The sequence below is a fragment of the Collimonas silvisoli genome, from assembly GCF_018305005.1.
Lineage (GTDB): Bacteria > Pseudomonadota > Gammaproteobacteria > Burkholderiales > Burkholderiaceae_D > Collimonas > Collimonas silvisoli.
The window spans coordinates 42,142-63,003 of record NZ_JAGQEG010000021.1; the positions used below are offsets into that span (position 1 = coordinate 42,142).

The 20,862-nt window shown below is 57.9% G+C and carries 16 protein-coding genes; 8 read left to right on the forward strand and 8 right to left on the reverse strand.

Going from position 1 to position 20,862, the window contains the following annotated elements:
* The first annotated feature begins 36 nt into the window (after positions 1-36).
* The gene (gene fabI / locus KHU33_RS07875) at positions 37-819 is read left to right on the forward strand and encodes an enoyl-ACP reductase FabI (RefSeq protein WP_211462114.1); all 783 of its coding nucleotides are present in this window, start codon (positions 37-39) and stop codon (positions 817-819) included.
* 507 nt (positions 820-1,326) lie between these two features.
* Positions 1,327-2,727, forward strand: coding sequence for a DEAD/DEAH box helicase (locus KHU33_RS07880; RefSeq protein ID WP_211462116.1), 1,401 nt, complete (start codon positions 1,327-1,329; stop codon positions 2,725-2,727).
* A 129-nt stretch (positions 2,728-2,856) separates the two neighbouring features.
* On the opposite strand, the gene KHU33_RS07885 is transcribed toward KHU33_RS07880, so the two are convergent.
* From KHU33_RS07885 to edd, 7 genes are all read right to left on the reverse strand, one after another.
* On the reverse strand, positions 2,857-3,717 hold the full coding sequence (locus tag KHU33_RS07885) for a DMT family transporter (RefSeq protein ID WP_211462118.1): 861 nt from the start codon (positions 3,715-3,717) through the stop codon (positions 2,857-2,859).
* 144 nt (positions 3,718-3,861) lie between these two features.
* Positions 3,862-4,980, reverse strand: a complete 1,119-nt coding sequence (locus KHU33_RS07890) for an ABC transporter ATP-binding protein (RefSeq protein ID WP_211462120.1) — start codon at positions 4,978-4,980, stop codon at positions 3,862-3,864.
* Positions 4,977-5,630, reverse strand: a complete 654-nt coding sequence (locus KHU33_RS07895; protein ID WP_211462122.1) for an ABC transporter permease — start codon at positions 5,628-5,630, stop codon at positions 4,977-4,979. The genes KHU33_RS07890 and KHU33_RS07895 overlap by 4 nt, the downstream gene beginning before the upstream one ends.
* Positions 5,627-6,565 carry a glycine betaine ABC transporter substrate-binding protein gene (locus KHU33_RS07900; protein ID WP_211462124.1) on the reverse strand — a complete coding sequence of 313 codons (939 nt, stop codon included), beginning with the start codon at positions 6,563-6,565 and terminating at the stop codon, positions 5,627-5,629. Before KHU33_RS07900 ends, KHU33_RS07895 begins: the two co-directional genes overlap by 4 nt.
* Positions 6,566-6,594: 29 nt before the next feature.
* On the reverse strand, positions 6,595-7,266 hold the full coding sequence (locus KHU33_RS07905; protein ID WP_230414124.1) for an ABC transporter permease: 672 nt from the start codon (positions 7,264-7,266) through the stop codon (positions 6,595-6,597).
* A 643-nt stretch (positions 7,267-7,909) separates the two neighbouring features.
* Positions 7,910-8,566, reverse strand: a complete 657-nt coding sequence (locus KHU33_RS07910; RefSeq protein ID WP_230414120.1) for a bifunctional 4-hydroxy-2-oxoglutarate aldolase/2-dehydro-3-deoxy-phosphogluconate aldolase — start codon at positions 8,564-8,566, stop codon at positions 7,910-7,912.
* Positions 8,563-10,443, reverse strand: coding sequence for a phosphogluconate dehydratase (gene edd / locus KHU33_RS07915; protein WP_211462128.1), 1,881 nt, complete (start codon positions 10,441-10,443; stop codon positions 8,563-8,565). Before edd ends, KHU33_RS07910 begins: the two co-directional genes overlap by 4 nt.
* Before the next feature lie 312 nt (positions 10,444-10,755).
* Here edd and pgi point away from each other — a divergent pair, with 312 nt between their 5' ends.
* The 6 genes from pgi to KHU33_RS07945 all read left to right on the forward strand — a co-directional run bounded on the left by pgi (position 10,756) and on the right by KHU33_RS07945 (position 18,602).
* Positions 10,756-12,411, forward strand: a complete 1,656-nt coding sequence (gene pgi / locus KHU33_RS07920; RefSeq protein WP_211462130.1) for a glucose-6-phosphate isomerase — start codon at positions 10,756-10,758, stop codon at positions 12,409-12,411.
* 72 nt (positions 12,412-12,483) lie between these two features.
* A complete protein-coding gene (zwf, locus tag KHU33_RS07925; protein ID WP_211462132.1) occupies positions 12,484-13,956 on the forward strand; it encodes a glucose-6-phosphate dehydrogenase in 1,473 nt (490 codons plus the stop codon).
* Positions 13,957-13,963: 7 nt separating this feature from the next.
* Positions 13,964-14,818, forward strand: a complete 855-nt coding sequence (locus KHU33_RS07930; protein WP_092398567.1) for an SIS domain-containing protein — start codon at positions 13,964-13,966, stop codon at positions 14,816-14,818.
* Between the two features lie 42 nt (positions 14,819-14,860).
* The gene (locus KHU33_RS07935; protein ID WP_211462134.1) at positions 14,861-16,081 is read left to right on the forward strand and encodes an AGE family epimerase/isomerase; all 1,221 of its coding nucleotides are present in this window, start codon (positions 14,861-14,863) and stop codon (positions 16,079-16,081) included.
* 54 nt (positions 16,082-16,135) lie between these two features.
* Entirely contained in the window at positions 16,136-17,098 is a 963-nt protein-coding gene (locus KHU33_RS07940; protein WP_230414121.1) for a carbohydrate kinase family protein, read from the forward strand.
* Between the two features lie 379 nt (positions 17,099-17,477).
* Positions 17,478-18,602 carry a porin gene (locus tag KHU33_RS07945; RefSeq protein WP_211462138.1) on the forward strand — a complete coding sequence of 375 codons (1,125 nt, stop codon included), beginning with the start codon at positions 17,478-17,480 and terminating at the stop codon, positions 18,600-18,602.
* A gap of 299 nt (positions 18,603-18,901) precedes the next feature.
* Here KHU33_RS07945 and KHU33_RS07950 read toward each other — a convergent pair whose 3' ends face one another.
* Positions 18,902-20,857 (reverse strand): glucokinase, encoded by a 1,956-nt coding sequence (locus KHU33_RS07950; protein WP_407928255.1) that lies wholly within the window; start codon positions 20,855-20,857, stop codon positions 18,902-18,904.
* Positions 20,858-20,862 lie beyond the last annotated feature (5 nt).

Consider the following 20,862-nt stretch of genomic DNA (forward strand, 5'->3'; position numbering starts at 1 on the left):
CCTGCGGCACTAACGGCGCGCACATCTGGAGTCAATATGGCATTCCTGCAAGGCAAAAAAATTCTGATCACGGGCTTGCTGTCCAACCGCTCGATCGCTTACGGCATCGCGCAAGCTTGCAAGCGCGAAGGCGCCGAGCTGGCGTTTACCTACGTAGGCGAGCGTTTCAAGGAACGCATCACTAATTTCGCCAAAGAATTCGATAGCGAATTGATTTTCGACTGCGACGTTGGCAGCGATGAGCAAATCAACGCCTTGTTCGCCGACCTCGGCAAATCCTGGGATCAACTGGACGGCCTGGTGCACGCTATCGGTTTCGCTCCCAGCGAAGCGATTGCCGGCGATTTCCTGGACGGCCTGTCGCGCGAAGGTTTCAAGATCGCGCACGATATTTCTTCCTACAGTTTCCCGGCAATGGCAAAAGCCGCACTGCCGATGCTGCGCCCGAATTCAGCGCTGCTGACACTGACCTACCTGGGTTCGGAACGCGTCGTCCCCAACTACAACACGATGGGCCTGGCCAAGGCGTCGCTTGAAGCCAGCGTCCGCTACCTGGCTGGATCGCTAGGCCCCAAGGGTGTGCGCGTGAACGGCATTTCAGCCGGCCCGATCAAGACCCTGGCCGCGAGCGGCATCAAAGGTTTTGGCAAGATCCTGGGGTTTGTGGCTGAACACGCGCCGCTGCGCCGCAACGTTACGGTAGAGGATGTCGGCAATACCGCCGCCTTCTTGCTGTCGGACCTGTCCAGCGGCATCACCGGTGAAATCACCTATGTCGACGGCGGCTTCTCGCGTGTGGTAGGCGGTATCGCCGAATAATCTGGTGAGCAGCCGCGTCGGCATCGTTATTTTCCATAAGGCTGCTCCCATTATTGAATTGCAAATATTTGCCTGTATCTGAATGCGCAAAACATGCGCGCGAACAACGCTACAGCCGCAAATCGGCAGCTAATTCACAGCAGTCGCATGAATTAGCTGCATCAAATGTAAAAGTAATGTATTATTCTGTGCTGCGTTGCAATATGAACGCAGACAGCCAGTTACTGGATTCCGATCATATCTATTCCATTGACGCTGTAAAAAACAATAAGTAGCTGCGCAAGCCTAAGCGTGTCCTGGCCTTAAATTGGGACATCGCATTGTAAAAGCCCTCCCGCCTTGTGTGTCGATCCTGACACCGTCCCGGCGCAAAGCTTTTGTGCCGAAATTTCTTTGTATTTGTTTCTTAGTCATTTCGTTGGTTGGCGTTGCTTTTTTGCGTTCGCTGCATTCGTCGCATGGTCGACTGTCTGTAGTCTATGACGCTGCACTTTACGAAAGAAAAAAATGACTTTTGAATCACTAGGCCTCCACACGTCCGTTATCAAAGCACTGACCGAAGCTGGCTACACAAAACCCACAGGCGTTCAAGAACAAGCTATCCCTGCCGCTATCGAAGGCCGTGACTTGCTGGTTTCCTCGCAAACCGGTTCCGGCAAGACTGCAGCATTCATGCTGCCGGCATTGCACAAATTCGCCTCGGAGCAACAAGCTGCTCCGGCTGGCAAGACCCCTAATCAAGAAATGCAAGCCTCCCGTTCACGCGGCGAGCGTCCACGTTTCAAGCCGGCACAACCAAAGATGCTGGTATTGACACCGACCCGCGAACTGGCTTTGCAAGTGACTACCGCTACCGACAAATACGGTTCACACATGAAGCGCGTCAAGGCGATCTCGATCCTGGGCGGCATGCCTTATCCAAAGCAAATGCAACTGCTGGCCAAGAATCCTGAAATTCTGGTCGCTACTCCAGGCCGTTTGATCGACCATATGGAATCTGGCAAGATCGATTTCTCGCAACTGCAAATCCTGGTGCTGGACGAAGCTGACCGCATGCTCGACATGGGCTTCATCGACGACATCGAAAAAATCGTCGACGCTACGCCTGAGTCGCGTCAAACCATGCTGTTTTCGGCGACGCTGGATGGCGTTGTCGGCAACATGGCAAAGCGCATCACCAAGAACCCGCTGATCATTCAGATCGCCGGTTCCGCCACCAAGCATGAAAACATTCAACAGAAGGTTCACTTCGTCGACGATCTGTCGCACAAGAATCGCCTGCTGGATCACCTGCTGCGCGACGTCACCATGGATCAAGCGGTGGTATTTACCGCCACCAAGCGTGATGCCGACACTATCGCCGACCGTCTGAACATCGCCGGTTTCGCGGCTGCCGCTTTGCATGGCGACATGCACCAAGGCGCGCGTAACCGCACCCTGGACAGCCTGCGTCGCGGTCAAGTGCGCGTTCTGGTAGCTACCGACGTTGCCGCTCGCGGCATCGACGTCCCGGCCATCACCCACGTATTCAACTACGATCTGCCGAAATTCCCGGAAGACTACGTCCACCGTATCGGCCGTACCGGCCGTGCCGGCCGTAACGGTGTTGCGGTATCGCTGGTGAATCATGCTGAAGGCGTCAACGTCAAGCGCATCGAACGTTTCACCAAGCAATTGATCCCGGTCGATGTGGTTGAAGGTTTCGAACCAAAGCGTTCGGCATCTGCTCCGCGCTCGAACCACAAACCAGGCGGCTGGAAACCAGGCGACAACCGTGGCGGCCCGGCTAAACCAGGCGGCCGTACTTTCAGCAAGCCAGGCGCACCGCGTAAAGACGGCGGTGGCGGCGGTTACAAAGGCAATCGTTCGAACGACAGCGGCGCTCGTCGCTCGTTTGGCGACCGCTAAGTAACGCTGAATAAGCCGAGCGGTCTTGATGATCGCTTTGCAATTCTCGTCATAAATAAAAATGCCGCTGAAAATTTCAGCGGCATTTTTTATTGGGCGTGTCGTAAGTAATACATTGTAATCAATACTTCATGTCGACCATCCCAGCATCACTGCCCCCAGCGCTATTACCGCGCAAGACAATAGCCTGCGCACGGTCAGCGCCTCGCCCAAAAACAGGCGGGCGATCAATGCTGCAAACAATACCGAAGTTTCACGCAAAGCCGATACCGGCCCCATAGGCGCCAAGGTAATCGCCCAAATCACAATGCCATACGCCAGCAGCGACATCGCGCCGCCGCCCAGTGCATTCCAGGTGGCGCGCTCACGCAGGGCAATCCGCAAGCTGCCGTGCATCGACAGATAAATCACCAGCAAGGGCAAGCCGTCGAGCAAGAACATCCAGCCGGCGTAGGATGCGGCGCTGCCAGCCAGGCGTGAACCGAGGCCATCGACGATGGTGTAGCCGGCGATGAACAGGCCGGTGGTGAACGCCGACAATGGGGCATCCCATTGCCCGCTGACAGCTGGGCTGCCGCCGCGCTTGAATTTGATCTGCGCCAGGCTGATGATGCCGAGCGAGATCAAGGCCACGCCAATCAGGGTCAGGGCTCCCAACTGCTCGCCGGCCGTCAGGGCGGCCCCGAGCGACACCAGCAATGGCGAGGAACCGCGTGCAATCGGATAGGATTGACCGAAATCGCCAGCCCGGTAAGCGCGGACTAAAAACAGGTTGTAACCGGCGTGCAAAACTACCGACAGCAGAATATAGGGCCAACTGGCAGGCGCCGGCAGCGGCGCCCACAGCACAATGGGAACCGCCGCTATGGCAGAACCGATGGTCATCAAGGTGATGGCCCACAAACGATCGCCGCTGCTTTTCAGCATGGCGTTCCAGGATGCATGCAGCAAGGCCGCGCACAATACCAAAGCAATCACGCCAGCCGTCATGCGCTAGCTCCGCGGGAACACCTTGAATACTTGAACATGGATTTGAAATGACGGCGCTGAGTAGCAAAACCGTAGATTGTAAATGCAACGCGGGGTTTGCGCTCATTGCGCAAACCCCGCGTATACCTGCCGCCGCAAGAATGACTAAGCGCGCGTGCGGCCGGAACTGAGATAATCGGCGATCGAATCCTGGGTCACTTCTCCCAGGTAGCTATTGTCCTGGCCGATCACCGGCATCCAGCTGGTGCTGTGCTTGTACATCTTGGACAGCACCACGCGCAGATTTTCATCCGGCGCGGCGCTGACGGCAAACGGCTTCATCTTATCGATACAAAGGCCCTGCGCGCCGCGCGCGTCGCGCCTCGCCACATAACCCAGCGCATGATTGGCAGCATTGGTGACCGTCACGTAACGATAATCGTGTTCGTCCATCACGCCGTAGGCGGCCGCCATGCTGGCGTCTTCCAGCACGGTCGCCGAGTTGGCGGCGGCGTCGCCGGCGCGCACCAGCAGCAGGCGCTTCAAGGTTGCATCCTGGCCGACGAAAGAGCCGACGAATTCATCCTTGGGACGCGCCAGCAAAGTATCCGGATGATCCACCTGCACCAGTTTGCCGGCACGGAAAATAGCGATCTTGTCGCCTAGCTTGATGGCTTCGTCGATATCGTGGCTGACCATGATGACGGTCTTGTTGAGCTGGCGTTGCATCTGGAAAAATTCATTTTGAATCGATTCGCGATTGATCGGATCGACGGCGCCGAACGGCTCGTCCATCAACAACACCGGGGGATCGGCCGCCAAGGCCCTGATCACGCCGATGCGCTGCTGCTGGCCGCCGGACATCTCACGCGGATAGCGCGACAGGAAGCGTTTGGGATCGAGCGCCACCATCGCCATCAATTCGGTAGCGCGCTCGTGACAACGTTTCTTGTCCCAGCCGAGCAGACGCGGCACCACGGTAATATTTTCTTCGATGGTCATGTTGGGAAACAAGCCCACCTGCTGGATCACATAACCGATTTTGCGGCGCAAGCTGACTTCATCGAGGCCGGTAGTGTCTTCGCCGTTCAGCAGTACGCGGCCGGAAGTCGGCGTAATCAGGCGGTTGATCATTTTCAGCGTAGTGGTCTTGCCGCAGCCGGAAGGCCCCAGGAACACGCAGATTTCACCTTCGGCAACCGTCAGGTTAACCTCATTCACCGCCTTCACCTTGTTGCCGTCTTTTTGGGTGAATACTTTACTGAGTTGGTCGAGTTGAATCATGATTTTTGCATTCCTTTCGGTGTAAGCAGCCGCTGCAGAACCTGCAGCAGCATGTCGGCGATAATCGCCAGCAAGCTGATCAATACCGCGCCGACTACCAGTTTTTGCATATTGCTTTGGCTGATGGCGTGCAGGATCAAGACGCCCAGACCGCCGGCGCCGATAATCGCCGCCACCGCCATCACGCCGATATTCATTACCACGGCGGTACGCACGCCGCCCAGGATCACCGGCACCGACAAGGGCAGATCGACCAGCCGCAAGCGCTGCCAGAAGGTCATGCCGATACCGATCCCGGCTTCCTTGATGCCGTGGTCAATGCCGTCCAGCGCCAGATAGGTGTTGCGCATGATCGGCAGCAAGGAGTACAGGAACACTGCCGTAATCGCGGGCAGCGGCCCAATTCCTTGGCCGAAACGGGAAAACAAGGGGATCATCAAACCGAACAGGGCGATCGACGGCAAGGTCAGAATCACGGTAGCCAGCCCCATCAGCGGACTGGCCAGCCAGCGGTGGCGGATCATCACCACGCCCAGCGGCACGCCGATCAGAATCGCCAGGCCGACCGCAATCCCCACCAGCATCAGATGCTGAATCGTGAGATGCAGGATTTCCGGCCAGGCGCTCAGTAAATAATTAAAGAATGTCATTCGGCGTCCCGTCCTTGAATCAAACCTTCGGCGCGCAGGAAATCCGCGGCGACCTGGGCTATCGGCAGCTGGTCGATATCCACTTTCTTATTCATCTCGGTCATCTTGGCGGTATCGATCTTGGCCGACAACGCGTTCAGTTGTTCGGCTAGTTGCGGGTTGGCGTCCAGGATTTCCTTGCGCACTATCGGCACCGCACTATAAAAAGGGAAAAACCCTTTGTTATCCTGCAGCAGCTTCAGATTGAAGCCTTGCACCCGGCCGTCAGACGAATACGTCAGCCCGACATTCAACTGATCGTTATGCAAGGCGGTATACACCAGGCCTGCATCCATCTGCTTTACTTCACTGCGGTCCAGGTTGAAGCCATATAAGGCTTGCAGCGGGCCAAGGCCATCCGGGCGCGAAGCAAACTCGAAATCGACTCCCATCAGGTATTTTTTATCGGGATCTTGCTGACGCGCCTGATTAATCTTGTTCGCCAGATCTTCGATGGTATTCAAACCCTCTTCATCGGCGCGTTGCTGCGGCACTGCCAGCGCATAAGTGTTGTTCAATTCAGATGGCTTGAGCCAGACCAGTTTCCTCGGCGCATCCAGTTCCTTGACCCGTTGATAGGATTGCTCCCGGTCCAGCTTTTCATCGATCTTGTTGTACACGATCAGGGCGGTGCCGGTGTAATCCCAGACGATATCGATCTGGCCGCTTTCCAGCGCCTGACGCATGATGGTAGTGCCGAGGCCGCTCTTCAAATCGACCGCATAACCTTTGGCGCTCAGATACTGCTGTGTCATGGACGACAGAATCAATTGCTCGGTAAAGTTCTTGCCGCCGACCACCAGACCGGCCGCGCTCGCTTGCGCCATGCCGAGCAGGCCAAGCGTGAAGGCGAACAATAACCTTATGCGTGACACTTCGAAATGTAATGTATGCATATTCTTTTCCTTATTAGATTAGGCCGCCATCAGCGCAATAGACCGCGCTTGCTCAGGTAAGCATTGCTGCCCAGCGAGACGATCGCGTCCAGCATCAGCGCCAGCACTGCGGTGGCGGTAGCGCCCAGCAGCAGTTGACCGTGGTTGTTCAGATAGATGCCTGGAAAAATCAGGCCGCCCAGGCTTTCGCCGCCAATCAGGATCGACAATGGCGCGGTGCCGACATTGATCGCCAGTGCGGTACGGACACCGCCGACGATAATCGGCAAGGCATTCGGCAGCTCGACCCGGAACAATACCTGCAGCGGCTTCATGCCGATGCCCTTGGCCGCCTCCTTCATCGCCGGCGAGACCTGCCGCAAACCCTCATAGGTATTGCGCACGATAGGCAGCAGCGACGCCAGCCACAAGGCGATGATGGCCGGCTTGTCGCCGATGCCGAACAAGGCCAGCGCCAGCGCCAGTACCGCCATGGAGGGAATGGTGTTGCCGATATTGAAGATCTGCATCCATTTTTCGGCATGGCGGGCAAAGTACGGCCGGCTCAACACGATGCCGGCCGGAATGCCGCACAGCAGCGCCAGCGACATCGACCATCCGACCAGCACCAGATGACGGCCGGTGTAATAAAGCAGATCACCCTGATATTGATGGATAACGGCGGGGCCGATCGACCAGCCAATGGCAGCCACGACCAACATAGTGACGGCTGCTCCAACCATGGCGTTGCGATAGCGATTCGTCATGCTTACTCCCTTGCATAAGCAGCGGCAAGCAAAACGCGTGTCGCGACACGCCGGCATTTGCCGACAAGCGCGCAACCGGCTTTCTTTTCCGCTGCGTATTGAATGACGCCAGGCACAGGACAGCATAGGTATAGCCGGAACCCGTCAGCGCGACATACAAATCGATTTTTTATGATCTCGTCCGGTCTTCCCGCGGGGAGGACATTGAACAAGCCGACTACCGCATGGGGCGGCAAAGAATGCGAGGACATCCCCGACTTTGATGAAACTCCGGCGCTGCCGAAGCGTAAGACAACCCGCTGACGCGAGTCACGAAACCCAAAAATGTGCAGTTGAGGCAGCACAATGTTGTTGAGAGTTTGCCATTATACCCAACTTTCTTGATGACGTCTAGTAATGAGATTGGGAAAAGCTATTACCCGAATGTCTGAAGACCAAGATAGCACAACATTTTCCAGCTAAACACGGGAAAAATATGATTCTTTCAGCAATAAAAGCTGGGGGAATAAAGAGGAAGCAGAAGGGAGTAAAGCTAGTCGAAGAAATCACCATGGCTGGATAACCATGGCGACTTCTTCGGGAGGGAGAGAGAGTTGGCTTACAGCGCCTTGCGCAACTGGCTGGCGGCTACAGCCAGTGCAGTGATGCGCGCCCAGTCGCCGGATTTCAGCAGGTCTTTAGGCGTCAGCCAGGAACCGCCGACGCAGGCGACATTTTTACAAGCCAGGAATTCCGGCGCGCTATCCAGCGAAATGCCGCCGGTCGGGCAAAATGTGACATCGCCCAGAGGACCGGCAATCGCATTCAACATGCCGACGCCACCCGCCGGCACCGCCGGGAACAGCTTCAGCTGACGAAAACCGGCTTCCCGCGCCGCCATCACTTCGGACGGCGTCATCACGCCCGGCAACAAAGGCAGACCGCTGGATTTGGCGGCAGCGATCAAGGCCGGCGTCAAGCCAGGAGAAACGCCGAACACCGCACCCGCATCGCGGGCCGCGACGAATTCGTCAGCCTGGGTCAAGGTGCCGACGCCGACAATCGCGCCCGGTACTTGCTCAGCGATGGCGCGGATTGCCGGCAGCCCATGCAGCGTGCGCAAAGTCACTTCAAGCACGCGAATCCCGCCTGCGACCAGGGCTTTCGCCAGCGGCACTGCATGCGCGATATCGTCGATCGCAATCACCGGAATCACCGGCGATGCACGCATGATGTCTAACAATTGGTTGCCGTAAAGGAGATTTGTGGATGTCATATCGTGGCTTTCTGTGGTTGTTCCGAATGGTCGGCGGTTTCCGGGCTATGCAAAACAGGCGGCAAGCCAAAGCTGGTAGCGCCCTCTTCGGCCGCGCTCACGGTATTGCGGAACATCGCAAACAGTTCGCGGCCCATGCCAACTTGATTGGCGGATAAGTCGGTCGCCAGCGGCTGGCGCTGCGCCCATTCTGCGGCGGGCACCAAGGCTTCCAGTATACCCTGCTCGGCGTCCATGCGAATCATGTCGCCGTCGCGCACCAGGCCCAGCGGGCCGCCGGCCAGCACTTCCGGCGTCACATGGATCGCTGCCGGCACCTTGCCCGACGCGCCCGACATGCGGCCATCGGTAATCAAGGCCACATGGCGGCCGGCGTCCTGCAAAATCCCCAGCGCCGGCGTCAAGGCGTGCAATTCCGGCATGCCGTTGGCGCGCGGGCCTTGATGGCTCAATACCGCAACAAAATCGCGATCCAGTTCGCCGGCGCGGAAAGCTTTCATGAACGCATCTTGCGAATGGAACACCAGCGCCGGCGCTTGCACTACCCAATGCTCTTTCTTCACCGCAGAAATCTTGATGACCGAGCGTCCCAGGTTGCCGGTCAGCAGGCGCAAGCCGCCGTCAGCGGAAAATGGCGCAGTGGCAGTCCGTAATACCGAGTCATCGCCGCTTAATTTCGGCGCCGGCTTGAATACCACCGACTCGCCTTCCAGGAACGGCTCGGCGCAATGCGCGCGCAGGCTGTCGCCAAGGATGGTCTTGACATCTTCATGCATCAGGCCGGCATCCAGCAATTCGCGAATCACGAAACCGGTGCCGCCTGCAGCATGGAAATGATTAACGTCGGCGTCGCCGTTTGGATAAATCCGGGTGACCAGCGGCACCACGGCGGACAGCGCATCGAAATCGTTCCAGTCGATGACGATCCCGGCGGCCTTGGCAATCGCCACCAGATGCAAGGTGTGGTTGGTGGAGCCGCCGGTCGCCAGCAACGTGACGATGGCGTTGACGATGCTTTTCTCGCTGACCACATGGCCGACCGGCAAGTACTGATTGCCGCGGTCGACGATTCTCAAAGCCTGGCGCGCCGCCTCGGCGGTCAAGGCGTCGCGCAGCGGCGTATTCGGGGTGATGAATGCCGAGCCGGGCAGATGCAAACCGAGCGCCTCCATCAGCATCTGGTTGCTGTTGGCGGTACCGTAGAAAGTACAGGTGCCGGCGCTGTGATAAGACTTGGCTTCCGCCTCCAGCAATTCGGCGCGGCCGATTTTTCCTTCCGCGTAGAGTTGGCGGATCTTCACTTTCTCTTTGTTGGTCATGCCGCTGGTCATCGGCCCGCCGGGAATGAACACCGCCGGCAAATGACCGAAATGCAGAGCGCCGATCAACAGGCCAGGCACAATCTTGTCGCAGATGCCGAGATAGACCGCGGCGTCGAACATATTGTGCGACAGTGCAATCGCAGTCGCCATCGCAATCGCATCGCGCGAGAACAAGGACAATTCCATCCCCGGCTGGCCCTGCGTCACGCCGTCGCACATGGCTGGCGTACCGCCGGCAAACTGGGCGACGCCGCCGGCGGCGTGGACCGCATCCTTGATAATTTGCGGATAACGTTCGAACGGTTGGTGCGCGGACAACATGTCGTTATACGAAGACACGATCGCGACCGATGAACTTTTATCCTGTTTCAGCCTCAACTTGTCATTGGTTGGAAATGCGGCAAAACCGTGCGCGAGATTGGTACATGACAGCGCCCCACGCTGCACATCCTGGCGGCGCGCATGCTCCAGACGCGCCAGATAGGCGCTACGATAAGGCTGGCTGCGTGCAACGATACGTTCGGTGACTTTGGCGACGCTGGCTTGAACAGACATGATTTAATCCTTGAAACAGTAGAAATTTGAAATTTTACTACAAAATAATCCCGCAATGCCAACTTACAGCGATTTTTACCACCGCTTGCTTTTTCTTTACCGGTTTTTCAAACCAACCCGCTCTATCCGCAAAGCAGTACGCTTAAACATACAGCAAACCACCTCAGCCATCTGGAGAAAACAGCAAGCTGCTTGGTTATCACATACCGAAAAGCAACTCCAAACAGATACACCGTAAAATAATTTGTAGTGAAATTACCGCCGACGTTGTATAGTCGTATAAATTCCTGACCGACAATAAAGACTCCGGATATGCCACAACCAGCGCTTAATACTACTGCCAGCTTTCAAGCCTTGCATGCACATTACGCAGCGATCAAGGATTTATCGTTGCGCGAACTGTTTGCCGCCACCCCTTCCCGCTTTGAACAGTTCTCTCTCAAAGCAGCCGGCCTATTCCTCGATTATGCAAAAAACAATGTCAGCGCGGAGACCATGGCGCACTTGTTTGCCCTGGCGCGCGAACGCCAGGTCGAAGCGCAGCGCCAGGCCATGTTTGCCGGCGCAAAAATCAATACCACCGAAAATCGCGCGGTGTTGCACACGGCGCTAAGAGCACCACGCCTGCCTGCACTGGAACTGGACGGCCAGCAGGTCAGCGCCGATGTGCACGCGGTGCTTGCGAGAATTCAGACTTTTACCGACGCGCTTCGTTCCGGAGCATGGCTGGGATACAGCGGCAAGCCGATCACGGATATCGTCAATATCGGCATCGGCGGCTCCGACCTCGGCCCCAAGATGGTATGCCAGGCGCTGCGCCCCTACCAGCGGGCCGATCTGGATCTGCACTTCGTCTCCAACGTCGACGGCGACGATCTTGATGCAGTGCTGACCCAAGTCGATCCGCAAACCACGCTGTTTGTCATCGCCTCGAAAACCTTCACCACCGCGGAAACCATGATGAACGCGCACTCTGCGCGCAGCTGGTTTTTGCAAAATGCGGCCGGCGCACAAGAGTCCGATTTACGCAAACATTTCGTCGCCGTCTCCACCAATGTCGAGGGCGTCACGGCGTTCGGCATCGACGCCGCCAATATGTTCCCGTTCTGGGATTGGGTCGGCGGCCGCTATTCGGTGTGGTCGTCGATCGGCTTGCCGGTAGCGCTGGCGGTCGGCTTCGAGCAATTCAGCGAATTCCTGGCCGGTGCGCACGCCATGGACCAGCATTTCCAAAACGCGCCGCTGGAACAAAACATGCCGGTGATCCTGGCTTTGCTGGGCGTCTGGTACCGCAATTTCTTTGACTACCGCTCGGTATCGATTGCCCCCTATCACCAGGACCTGGGAAGTTTTCCATCCTATCTGCAGCAGCTTGACATGGAAAGCAACGGCAAGCGCGTCAGCCTCGACGGCAGTCCGCTTGGGGAAGAAACTTGCCCGATCATCTGGGGCAATGTCGGCACCAACGGCCAACACGCCTACTTTCAATTGCTGCATCAGGGCACCGACATTACGCCGGTCGATTTTATAGCGACATTGAACGCCAGCCATCACTTGCCCGGCCATCAAGCCGCGCTGCTGGCCAACTGTTTCGCCCAGTCGGAAGCACTGATGCGCGGCAAATATGCGGACGAAGTACAAGCGGAAATGCAGGCCAAAGGCATGCCGGCCAAACAAATCGCCGCCCTGCTGCCGCATCGCACCTTCCCTGGCAATCGTCCCAGCAACACCATCCTGATGGAGGCGCTGACGCCGGCCAACCTGGGCGCGCTGATCGCCTTGTATGAACATAAGGTATTCGTCCAGGGCGTTATCTGGGACGTCAACAGTTTCGACCAATGGGGTGTCGAACTGGGCAAGGTTTTGGCCAGCAATATCCTGAGCGAATTGACCGCCGCCCCTGCTCCGCAAGGCCACGACAGTTCGACCAACGGCTTGATCGCGATGGCGCGTTCGGCTTTGTCATAACAAGATTATATTTTCTTCGCCACCCGGCATCCATCTCTCACTAGCGGTAGTAATTTATAGGTCTTATTTATCATGGCTCTTGCAGAATTTGATTTGGCAATCTTTGGCGGCACCGGCGATCTGGCAATGCGTAAGCTGCTGCCTGCAATGTATGCGCGCGACCGCGCTAACGATTTGCCGCCGGATGCGCGCATCCTGTGCATCGGCCGCCATGACAGCAGCGATGAGGATTTCATCAAGCACGTAGAGCGCGACGCCAAGCCGCATATCGGCAAGGAAAGTTTCGACGCCGCCATCTGGCAGCGCTTTTGCAAACGCATCAAATACGTCGGCATGGACGCCACCGATGCCGGCTCGTACAAAGCACTGGTCGAAGCCATGCGGCCCGACCACGCGATTACCAATGTGTTTTACCTGGCGACGCCGCCCAGCCTGTTTTCAAAAATCTGTAAAAACCTGGCTGCCAGCGGCCTAGCTACCGCCAACTCACGCGTGGTGCTGGAAAAACCCCTGGGCCGCGACCTCGCCAGCGCCAAGCAGATCAACGCCGAAGTTGGCGAAGTGTTTTCCGAATCGCAGATTTTCCGGATCGACCATTACCTGGGCAAAGAGACGGTGCAAAACCTGCTGGCGCTGCGCTTCGGCAATGTATTGTTTGAACCGCTGTGGCGCCGTGAATGGATTTCCGATGTGCAGATCACGATTGCCGAAGAACTGGGAGTCGGCAACCGCATGGGCTACTACGAGACTTCAGGGGCCTTGCGCGACATGCTGCAAAACCACTTGCTGCAACTGCTGTGCATCGTCGCCATGGAACCGCCGGTATCGATTACGCCAGATGCAGTACGCGATGAAAAGCTCAAGGTGCTGCGTTCGCTGAAACGCTTCACGCCGACTACGCTGGCGCAAAACGTGGTGCGCGGGCAATACCGCTCCGGCCATGTCGAAGGCGTCGCCGTACCGGGCTATCGCAAGGAAGCCGACGCCAATCCGCACTCACGCACCGAAACCTTCGTCGCGCTCAAGGCCGAAGTCGATACCTGGCGCTGGGCCGGCGTACCGTTTTATCTGCGCACCGGCAAACGCATGGCCGATCAACTGGCGGAAATCGTGATTCGCTTCAAGACCATTCCGCATTCGATTTTTGCCCAGCCGAACAGCAGCTTTGAACCGAACTGCCTGGTCATCCGCTTGCAGCCGGACGAAGGCTTGACTCTGAACCTGATGGCCAAGACGCCGGGCGACGGCATGCGCCTGAAACCGGTCGAGCTGGAACTGAATTTCCGCGAAAGCTTCAAATCGCCGCGCATGGAAGCTTACGAGCGCTTGCTGCTGGACGTCTTGCGCGGCCAATTGACACTGTTCATGCGTAGCGACGAACTGGAAGCCGCTTGGGAATGGGTAGAACCGATCCTGGAATTCTGGGATCAGGAAGAAGATGATCCGATTCCCTACAACGCCGGCACCTGGGGGCCGGCCGCGGCCAGCGCCCTGATTGCACGCGACGGCTTGCAATGGCGCGAAGAAGCGTTGCCGGAACTATAAAATGACCATGCTACTGGACGCGATCCGGACTCAGATCGACTTGTTGTCGAAGTCGGAGAAGAAAGTCGCGTTGACCATACTCGATAATCCACAGCTGGCGTTGGCGGAAAACATCACTGCCCTGGCGAAAAACGCACAAGTGTCGGAACCGACGGTGGTGCGTTTTTGCCGCGCCATCGGTTACGAGGGCTGGCATGATTTCAAGCTGAAACTGGCGCAAAGCCTGGCGGTGGCGCTGCCGGGCGCCAACGAAATGCTGGCGCAAGACGATATCGCCGCCGATCTGGTCAACAAGATCTGCAGCCGTTCGATCAACACCCTGCTCGATCTGCGCAACCATTTAAGCGCCGATGCAATCCAGAAAGCGCTGGACGTTTTGCTCAAGGCGAACAAGATCGAATTCTACGGCCAGGGCACTTCCGGCATCGTTGCGGCGGACGCCCAGCATAAATTTTTCCGCTCCGGCGTGCCCACCGTCGCCTACTCCGATCCGCATATCCACAGCATCGCGGCATCGCTGCTGCAACCGGGCGATGCGGTGGTCGCCATCTCGCAGCGCGGCGGCAACGCCGCCCTGCTGCGCAGCGTGCAGCTGGCAAAAAAAGGCGGCGCCGATATTATCGTGCTGGGTCCTAGCGGCACGCCGCTGGCCGAACTGGCCACGGTGCTGGTGCCGATCGACCTGAGCTTCAATATCGACCCCTACACGCCGATCTCGGCGCGCCTGGCGCATCTGGTGGTGATCGACATCCTGGCAGTTGGACTGGCGCTCAAGCGCGGCCCCGAATTCCGCAAGAAAATGCAGAACGCGCAAAAAGCCTTGCAGCAGTTCGACATGCAATTCGATTCGTTTTTCCGTTGACGACGCTTTATCGCCAGCGACGCACCTATAAAAAATACAACCATGAGACCAGCCGCCACCCCAGCCAACTATCGCGATCCGGAATTCCTGCGCGACAGAATGCGGCGCGACATCGCCTTCTTTCATCCGCGCGCGATTGATCCGAACGGCGGCTTCTTCCATTATCTGAACGACGACGGCAGCGTCTACGACAGCGCCAGCCGGCACCTGGTCAACAGCAGCCGGATGGTGTTCTGCTACGCCCTGGCCTGGCGCCTCGACGGCAAGGAAGAATATCGAGATGCAGCGCGGCACGGCTTGCACTTCCTGCAGCAACGACATTGGCAGCCGTCTTACGGCGGTTATGCCTGGGTGCTGGAAAACGGCGTCGCCGTCGATCGCACCCAACATTGCTACGGCCTGGCGTTCGTGCTGTTGGCGCATGCTCATGCCCTGCGCATCGGCATCGGCGAGGCAGCCGACGGCGTCGCTGCCACTTTTGACTTGATGGAGAAATTGTTCTGGTCGGAAGCGGACGGCTTGTACGCCGACGAAGCGACACCCGCAGGTGTAGTGTCGCCTTACCGCGGCCAGAACGCCAACATGCACAGTTGCGAAACCCTGATCGCCGCCTTTGAAGCGACTGGCGAGCAGCGCTATCTGCAGCGCGCCGAGCTGTTGGCGCACAACATCACAGTCCGGCAAGCAGCGCTGGCGGATAGCTGGATCTGGGAACACTACCACGCCGACTGGAGCGTGGACTGGGAATACAACCGCCACGACAGCAGCAACATGTTCCGTCCGTGGGGTTTTCAGCCCGGCCACATGACCGAGTGGGCCAAACTGCTGTTGCTGCTGGAACGCCACCGCGCACATTTGCAAGGCGACGCCGGTTGGCTGCTGCCGCGCGCCCGGGCATTGTTCGATGTCACCATGCCGGCCGCCTGGGATCAGGAATTCGGCGGCCTGGTGTACGGGCTGGCGCCGGATGGCAGTGTCTGCGACGGCGACAAATATTTCTGGGTGCAGGCGGAATCGCTGGCCGCCGCGGCCCTATTGGCGGCCCGCAGCGGCGACGACGCTTATTGGGACAGCTACAACAAGTTGTGGGAATACAGCAGCGCACATCTGATCGACCAGGAGCGCGGTGGCTGGTACCGCATCCTGCAGCGGAACAACCTGCGCTATGGTCCCGAAAAACCGCCACACGGCAAAACCGATTTCTATCATCCGATGGGCGCTTATCTGGAAGCATTGGCCGCTGTCGGCAGCCCGCTTGAATAGCTTGCTTGAATAAGCGCTTGAACAAACCACATTAAACATTGCATGGATGCTGTCATGTCTGAAACCACCAAACTCGCTCAACCCTTCCCCCAATTCGTCAGCGCCGGCGAAGCACTCACCGATTTGATCCGGGTCGGCGCCGATCAATGGCTGAGCAAAACCGGCGGCTCGACCTGGAACGTGGCGCGCGCCGCCGCCAGCCTGGGCGCCTCATCCGCCTTTGCCGGCGCCATCAGCCAGGACTGGTTCGGCGACGAACTGTTTGCCGCCAGCCAGGCTGCCGGACTCGATCTGCGCTTCCTGCAGCGGGCGGCGCGCTCGCCGCTGCTGGCGGTGGTCTATGAAACCACGCCGCCGCAATACAATTTCATCGGCGACAACAGCGCCGACCTGTCTTTCGATCCCGGCGCACTGCCCGCCGACTGGCAGCAGGCGGCGTTATGGGTACACTTCGGCGGCATCAGCCTGACGCGCTCGCCGCTGGCCGAGCACTTGATCGAACTGGCCGAGGATCTGCACAGCCGCGGCGTAAAAATCAGCTATGACCCGAATTTTCGCAATGTGATGGATCAGCGCTATGACCCGGTGCTGAAAAAGATGGCACAACTGGCGGACGTCATCAAAGTCTCGGATGAAGATCTGGCCGGCTTGTTCCGCACCGATGATTCCGAGGCCGCCTTGGCGACGCTGCGCGGCTTCAATCCGGATGCAACCGTATTGCTGACCTTGGGCTCCCAGGGCGCCGCGATCCATGCGGGCGATCAATATTGGCAGGTGGCACCGCCATCTATCACCGTTGTCGACACGGTAGGCGCCGGCGACGCCGGCATTGCCGGCCTGATCTACTCGCTGATACAGGAAGCCGCTTTGGCATCGGAAACATCCCATCAGCCGTCAGCCCCCGACTGGTTGCAGCATCTGCGATTTTCAGTCGCCTGCGGTTCGGCTGCCTGCCTGAACGCCGGCGCCAAACCGCCGCAATTGGCGCAAGTGCATGGACTACTGGAAAAGATCTAAGACGGCAAACGCCTCACTCGCAAACGCTCGTAGTGCCAGGAAAATGTATCAAAATTACTTGTAGTAAAAATACAGATTAAAGAATTTCCTTAAATAAACAAATAAGAAGATCACTAAACAAGGGTATTTTTCAATAGACCTTTCCGCTGCCACAACTATGCGTTACATGCATGAAAAATCAGCCAGTGCTGTAAATTAGCAACAGAAATATAGTAAAACTACACAAATAAAACAAAAATTTCACAAACCGGTTTACCATTCTTAACAACAAAGAAATCGGCATTACTACAAGCAATAACGGAAGCCCGGTTCAAGAATTTCGAGCAGCACAAGACTCGGAAAGCAGTGGTCAACGCCACATTTTTACTTAGGAGATGAAATGAGAAAATCTGTTTTGAAAGCCATGCCGTTGGCCAAGCCACTCGCGGTTGCGGCAGTTCTGGCTTGCGCCTTCGCTGGCCAGGCCCAAGCGCAAACCAATGTGATCATCTACGGTCGCGTTGACGCAGGCATCAACTACCAAAGCAATCAAGTAGGCAAAGACGCAAATGGCAACACCATCCGCGGCGGTCAATGGGGTGTCGGCGGCAACGAATGGGGTACCAGCATGATCGGCTTCAAGGGCACCGAAGATCTGGGTGGCGGCCTGAAAGCGATGTTTACCCTAGAAAGCGGATTCCAAGCCGACACCGGCCGTTTCAACGGCACTGGTCTGTTTAATCGCCGTTCGACTGTTGGCTTGAACGGTGGCTTCGGTACCGTGAAAATCGGCCGCGATCTGGCGCTGCCAAGCGACCGGGTATGGAGCATCGATCCTACCGGCCAACAGAACATGAGCACTGCGACCTTGTTCAAAGGCCGCAACTGGCCACAAACCAGCAACCAGATTCAGTACATCACGCCAGATATGGGCGGCCTCTACGTGCACGCCATGTACGGCGCTGGCGAAGCGGCAGGATCGTTTACCCGCGGACCAGCTGGTTCAGGGATTGGCAACAGCACCGGTCTCGCAATTGGTTTCGTACAGCCAACCTATGAATTGCTGGCGATGTACGATACGGCACGTGACGAAAACGGCACTTACGACAGCTTGTTCTCGCGCTCCAAGGAAATCACTGTCGGCGGCAACGTTACCATCGGCGCCGTCAAACTGTACGCTGGCTGGCAAAATCTGTCAGCACCGGCACAGCCTCTGGCAGCTAGCGGCATCGGCGCAGCCAACAAAGCCAATCAATTCTGGCTCGGCGCCAACTACCAGCTGAATCCGGCTCTGACACTGATCGGCGCGGCTTATCACGTCAAGCTTAACCACGATGTAGGCAGCGCCAATCTGTTCATGCTGGGCGCCAACTACAGCCTGTCCAAGCGGACTCTGCTGTACGCGAGCATCGGTACTATCCGCAATGGTTCGAACACCGATTTCCAAGTTCAAACCGGCGACAGCACTGGCTTGACTGGACAGAACCAAAACACGTTCTACACTGGTATCAGCCACTCGTTCTAAGACGGCAAGCATCGATGGGCGCGCCGCTTGAGCTCGGCGCGCCGGTTGACCTTGTCAGCACTACCGTTGTGCTTGCTGCGTAAGTGGCATTAGTGAGAGACGTCCCTGGGTAACCCCCAGACTTTGCCCATTCGCGTGCGAATGGGCATTTTTTATGGGCGACAAGTTTGTACACCCGCTGTCAAAGAGCGAATGTGGGGCGACGGATGTGTGGCGATAAAGCGGATCAGAGATGGCGGAAGCGCCGAGATGCGCCGCTTACTCTCCTCGATGAAGAAAGTAAGCGGCGCTGCGAATCATTACTTGATATGTGAAATCACATTCGGCGACAAGGTCACCTCTTGCTCGCTGCGTGCCGACTGCACCGGCTTGCCGTCGCCTTCAGCCGTCATCTTGTCGCTGGCGGATTCGCCCAGCGAGGCGATATGCGTCAGGATGCCGCGCTTGGCCTGGCGCTGCAATTCGGCAAACGGACTGGAACGGTTAAGCGACACGCCCACCGCCAGCACATCGACCAACAGCAACAGCAAAATCCGCGACACCATCGGAATGTGCATCATGCTGCTTTCATCGTGCTCGACCGCCAGCGTGTAGTGCGCGCGCTTGGCCAATTGCGAATTGCTCGGCGCCAGGGCAATGATGGTGGCGCCGGAATGCACCGCAACCTCGACCGCCGGCGCCAGATGGCGCAAGCGTCCTGAATTCGAAATCACCACCACGACGTCGCTGCTTTTCAGCATGGCGGCCGAAACTTCCTGCAACTGCGGATCGGTGTACGCCGACGATGGAATGCCCAGGCGGAAAAACTTTTGCTGTGCATCTTCCGCCACCAGGCCGCAGCTGCCGAAACCGTAAAACTCGATGCGGCTGGCCTGGCTCAATACTTCAATCACTCGCGACAAGGTATCGGCGTTGAGATTGTCGCGCACTTCCATCATCGCTGAAATGGTGTTGTCGACCACCTTGACGCCGACATCCAGCGACGAATCGCCGACATGAACCTGGCTGTGCGCGACCGGCACCGTACCGGTGACGCCGGAGGCCAGCTTCAGTTTGAAATCGGCCAGACCCTGGCAACCCATGGTGCGGCAAAAACGAATCACGGTTGGCTGGCTGACATCGGCGCGCCGGGCGATTTCTGAAATCGGTTCGCTCATCACTGCGCGCGGATGGGCCAGGATCAGGCTGGCGACTTTTTGCTCGGCCGGTGAAAACTGATCGCGCGCCTTGCGGATTTTTTCCAGGATAGGCACGGCGTTGCCGCCACCCAGATGTTCGGAAAGAATCGCCGCAACACCGACAAAAGCCGGATAAGGCGCAGTAATGACAAAGGTCGGGATTTTGGCCAGATAACTGCCGAAACGCCCTTTGCTCTCGAAGCGCGCACGGAACGGCGAGCGCGCGAAATACTCGCCCAGGCGCGGCACCACGCCGCCGCCGATATACAAGCCGCCCAAGGTTCCCAAGGTGACTGCAACGTCGGCCGCGACGGTTCCCAGCATCGCGCAAAAGCATTCGACCACGTCCATGCACAAAGCATCCTGGCCTTGCAGCGCGCGCTCGACGATTTGCGCCGTATGCAGCGGCTCAGGCTTGGCGATGCCCTGCAGATCGGCCAGCGCCTGATAAATCATTTCGATGCCGGGGCCGGACACCAGGCGTTCGGCCGAGACGTGCGAATAAGTACGCCAGCAATAAGCCAGCACCGCCGCCTCGCGCGCATCGCCCGGGGCGAAGGTGACGTGGCCGCCTTCGCTGCCCAACGCAATCCAGCGCCCCTCGGTCGGAATCAGGCCGCCGACGCCGAGCCCGGTGCCGGCGCCGACCAGGCCGATCACGCCTCCGCTCTGCGCCCTGCCACCGCCGACCTGGATGCAGTGCGCATGCTCCAGATGCGGCAAGGACATCGACAGCGCGGTGAAATCGTTGACCACCAGCAGCGTATCCAGATTCAGGCGGCGGCGCGTGTTTTCAATCGAGAATTCCCAATGGTGATTGGTCATCTTGATGTCGTCGCCCTGCACCGGATTGGCAATCGCGATGGCGGCATGGCGCACTTGCGGATGGGCGCTGGCCGCCAAATACGCCTCGACCGCCAGCGCGAATTCGGCATAGTCGGCACAACGCAGGGTTTGTATCGTGTCGATCTGGCCCGGTGCGCGCTCAAGCGCAAAGCGGGCATTGGTGCCGCCGACATCTGCCAGCAGACGCGGACCATCCAGATAGCTGGTAGCCGGATTCTCGCTAGCGCTCATGATCG

Coding starts and splice junctions, on each gene's coding strand:
- KHU33_RS07935 (WP_211462134.1), top strand. CDS start 14,861: ATGAGACCAGCCGCCACCCCAGCCAACTATCGCGATCCGGAATTCCTG.
- zwf (WP_211462132.1), top strand. CDS start 12,484: ATGGCTCTTGCAGAATTTGATTTGGCAATCTTTGGCGGCACCGGCGAT.
- KHU33_RS07910 (WP_230414120.1), bottom strand. CDS start 8,566: ATGACATCCACAAATCTCCTTTACGGCAACCAATTGTTAGACATCATG.
- KHU33_RS07890 (WP_211462120.1), bottom strand. CDS start 4,980: ATGATTCAACTCGACCAACTCAGTAAAGTATTCACCCAAAAAGACGGC.
- fabI (WP_211462114.1), top strand. CDS start 37: ATGGCATTCCTGCAAGGCAAAAAAATTCTGATCACGGGCTTGCTGTCC.
- KHU33_RS07895 (WP_211462122.1), bottom strand. CDS start 5,630: ATGACATTCTTTAATTATTTACTGAGCGCCTGGCCGGAAATCCTGCAT.
- KHU33_RS07885 (WP_211462118.1), bottom strand. CDS start 3,717: ATGACGGCTGGCGTGATTGCTTTGGTATTGTGCGCGGCCTTGCTGCAT.
- KHU33_RS07945 (WP_211462138.1), top strand. CDS start 17,478: ATGAGAAAATCTGTTTTGAAAGCCATGCCGTTGGCCAAGCCACTCGCG.
- KHU33_RS07940 (WP_230414121.1), top strand. CDS start 16,136: ATGTCTGAAACCACCAAACTCGCTCAACCCTTCCCCCAATTCGTCAGC.
- pgi (WP_211462130.1), top strand. CDS start 10,756: ATGCCACAACCAGCGCTTAATACTACTGCCAGCTTTCAAGCCTTGCAT.
- KHU33_RS07950 (WP_407928255.1), bottom strand. CDS start 20,857: ATGAGCGCTAGCGAGAATCCGGCTACCAGCTATCTGGATGGTCCGCGT.
- KHU33_RS07880 (WP_211462116.1), top strand. CDS start 1,327: ATGACTTTTGAATCACTAGGCCTCCACACGTCCGTTATCAAAGCACTG.
- KHU33_RS07905 (WP_230414124.1), bottom strand. CDS start 7,266: ATGTTGGTCGTGGCTGCCATTGGCTGGTCGATCGGCCCCGCCGTTATC.
- edd (WP_211462128.1), bottom strand. CDS start 10,443: ATGTCTGTTCAAGCCAGCGTCGCCAAAGTCACCGAACGTATCGTTGCA.
- KHU33_RS07930 (WP_092398567.1), top strand. CDS start 13,964: ATGCTACTGGACGCGATCCGGACTCAGATCGACTTGTTGTCGAAGTCG.
- KHU33_RS07900 (WP_211462124.1), bottom strand. CDS start 6,565: ATGCATACATTACATTTCGAAGTGTCACGCATAAGGTTATTGTTCGCC.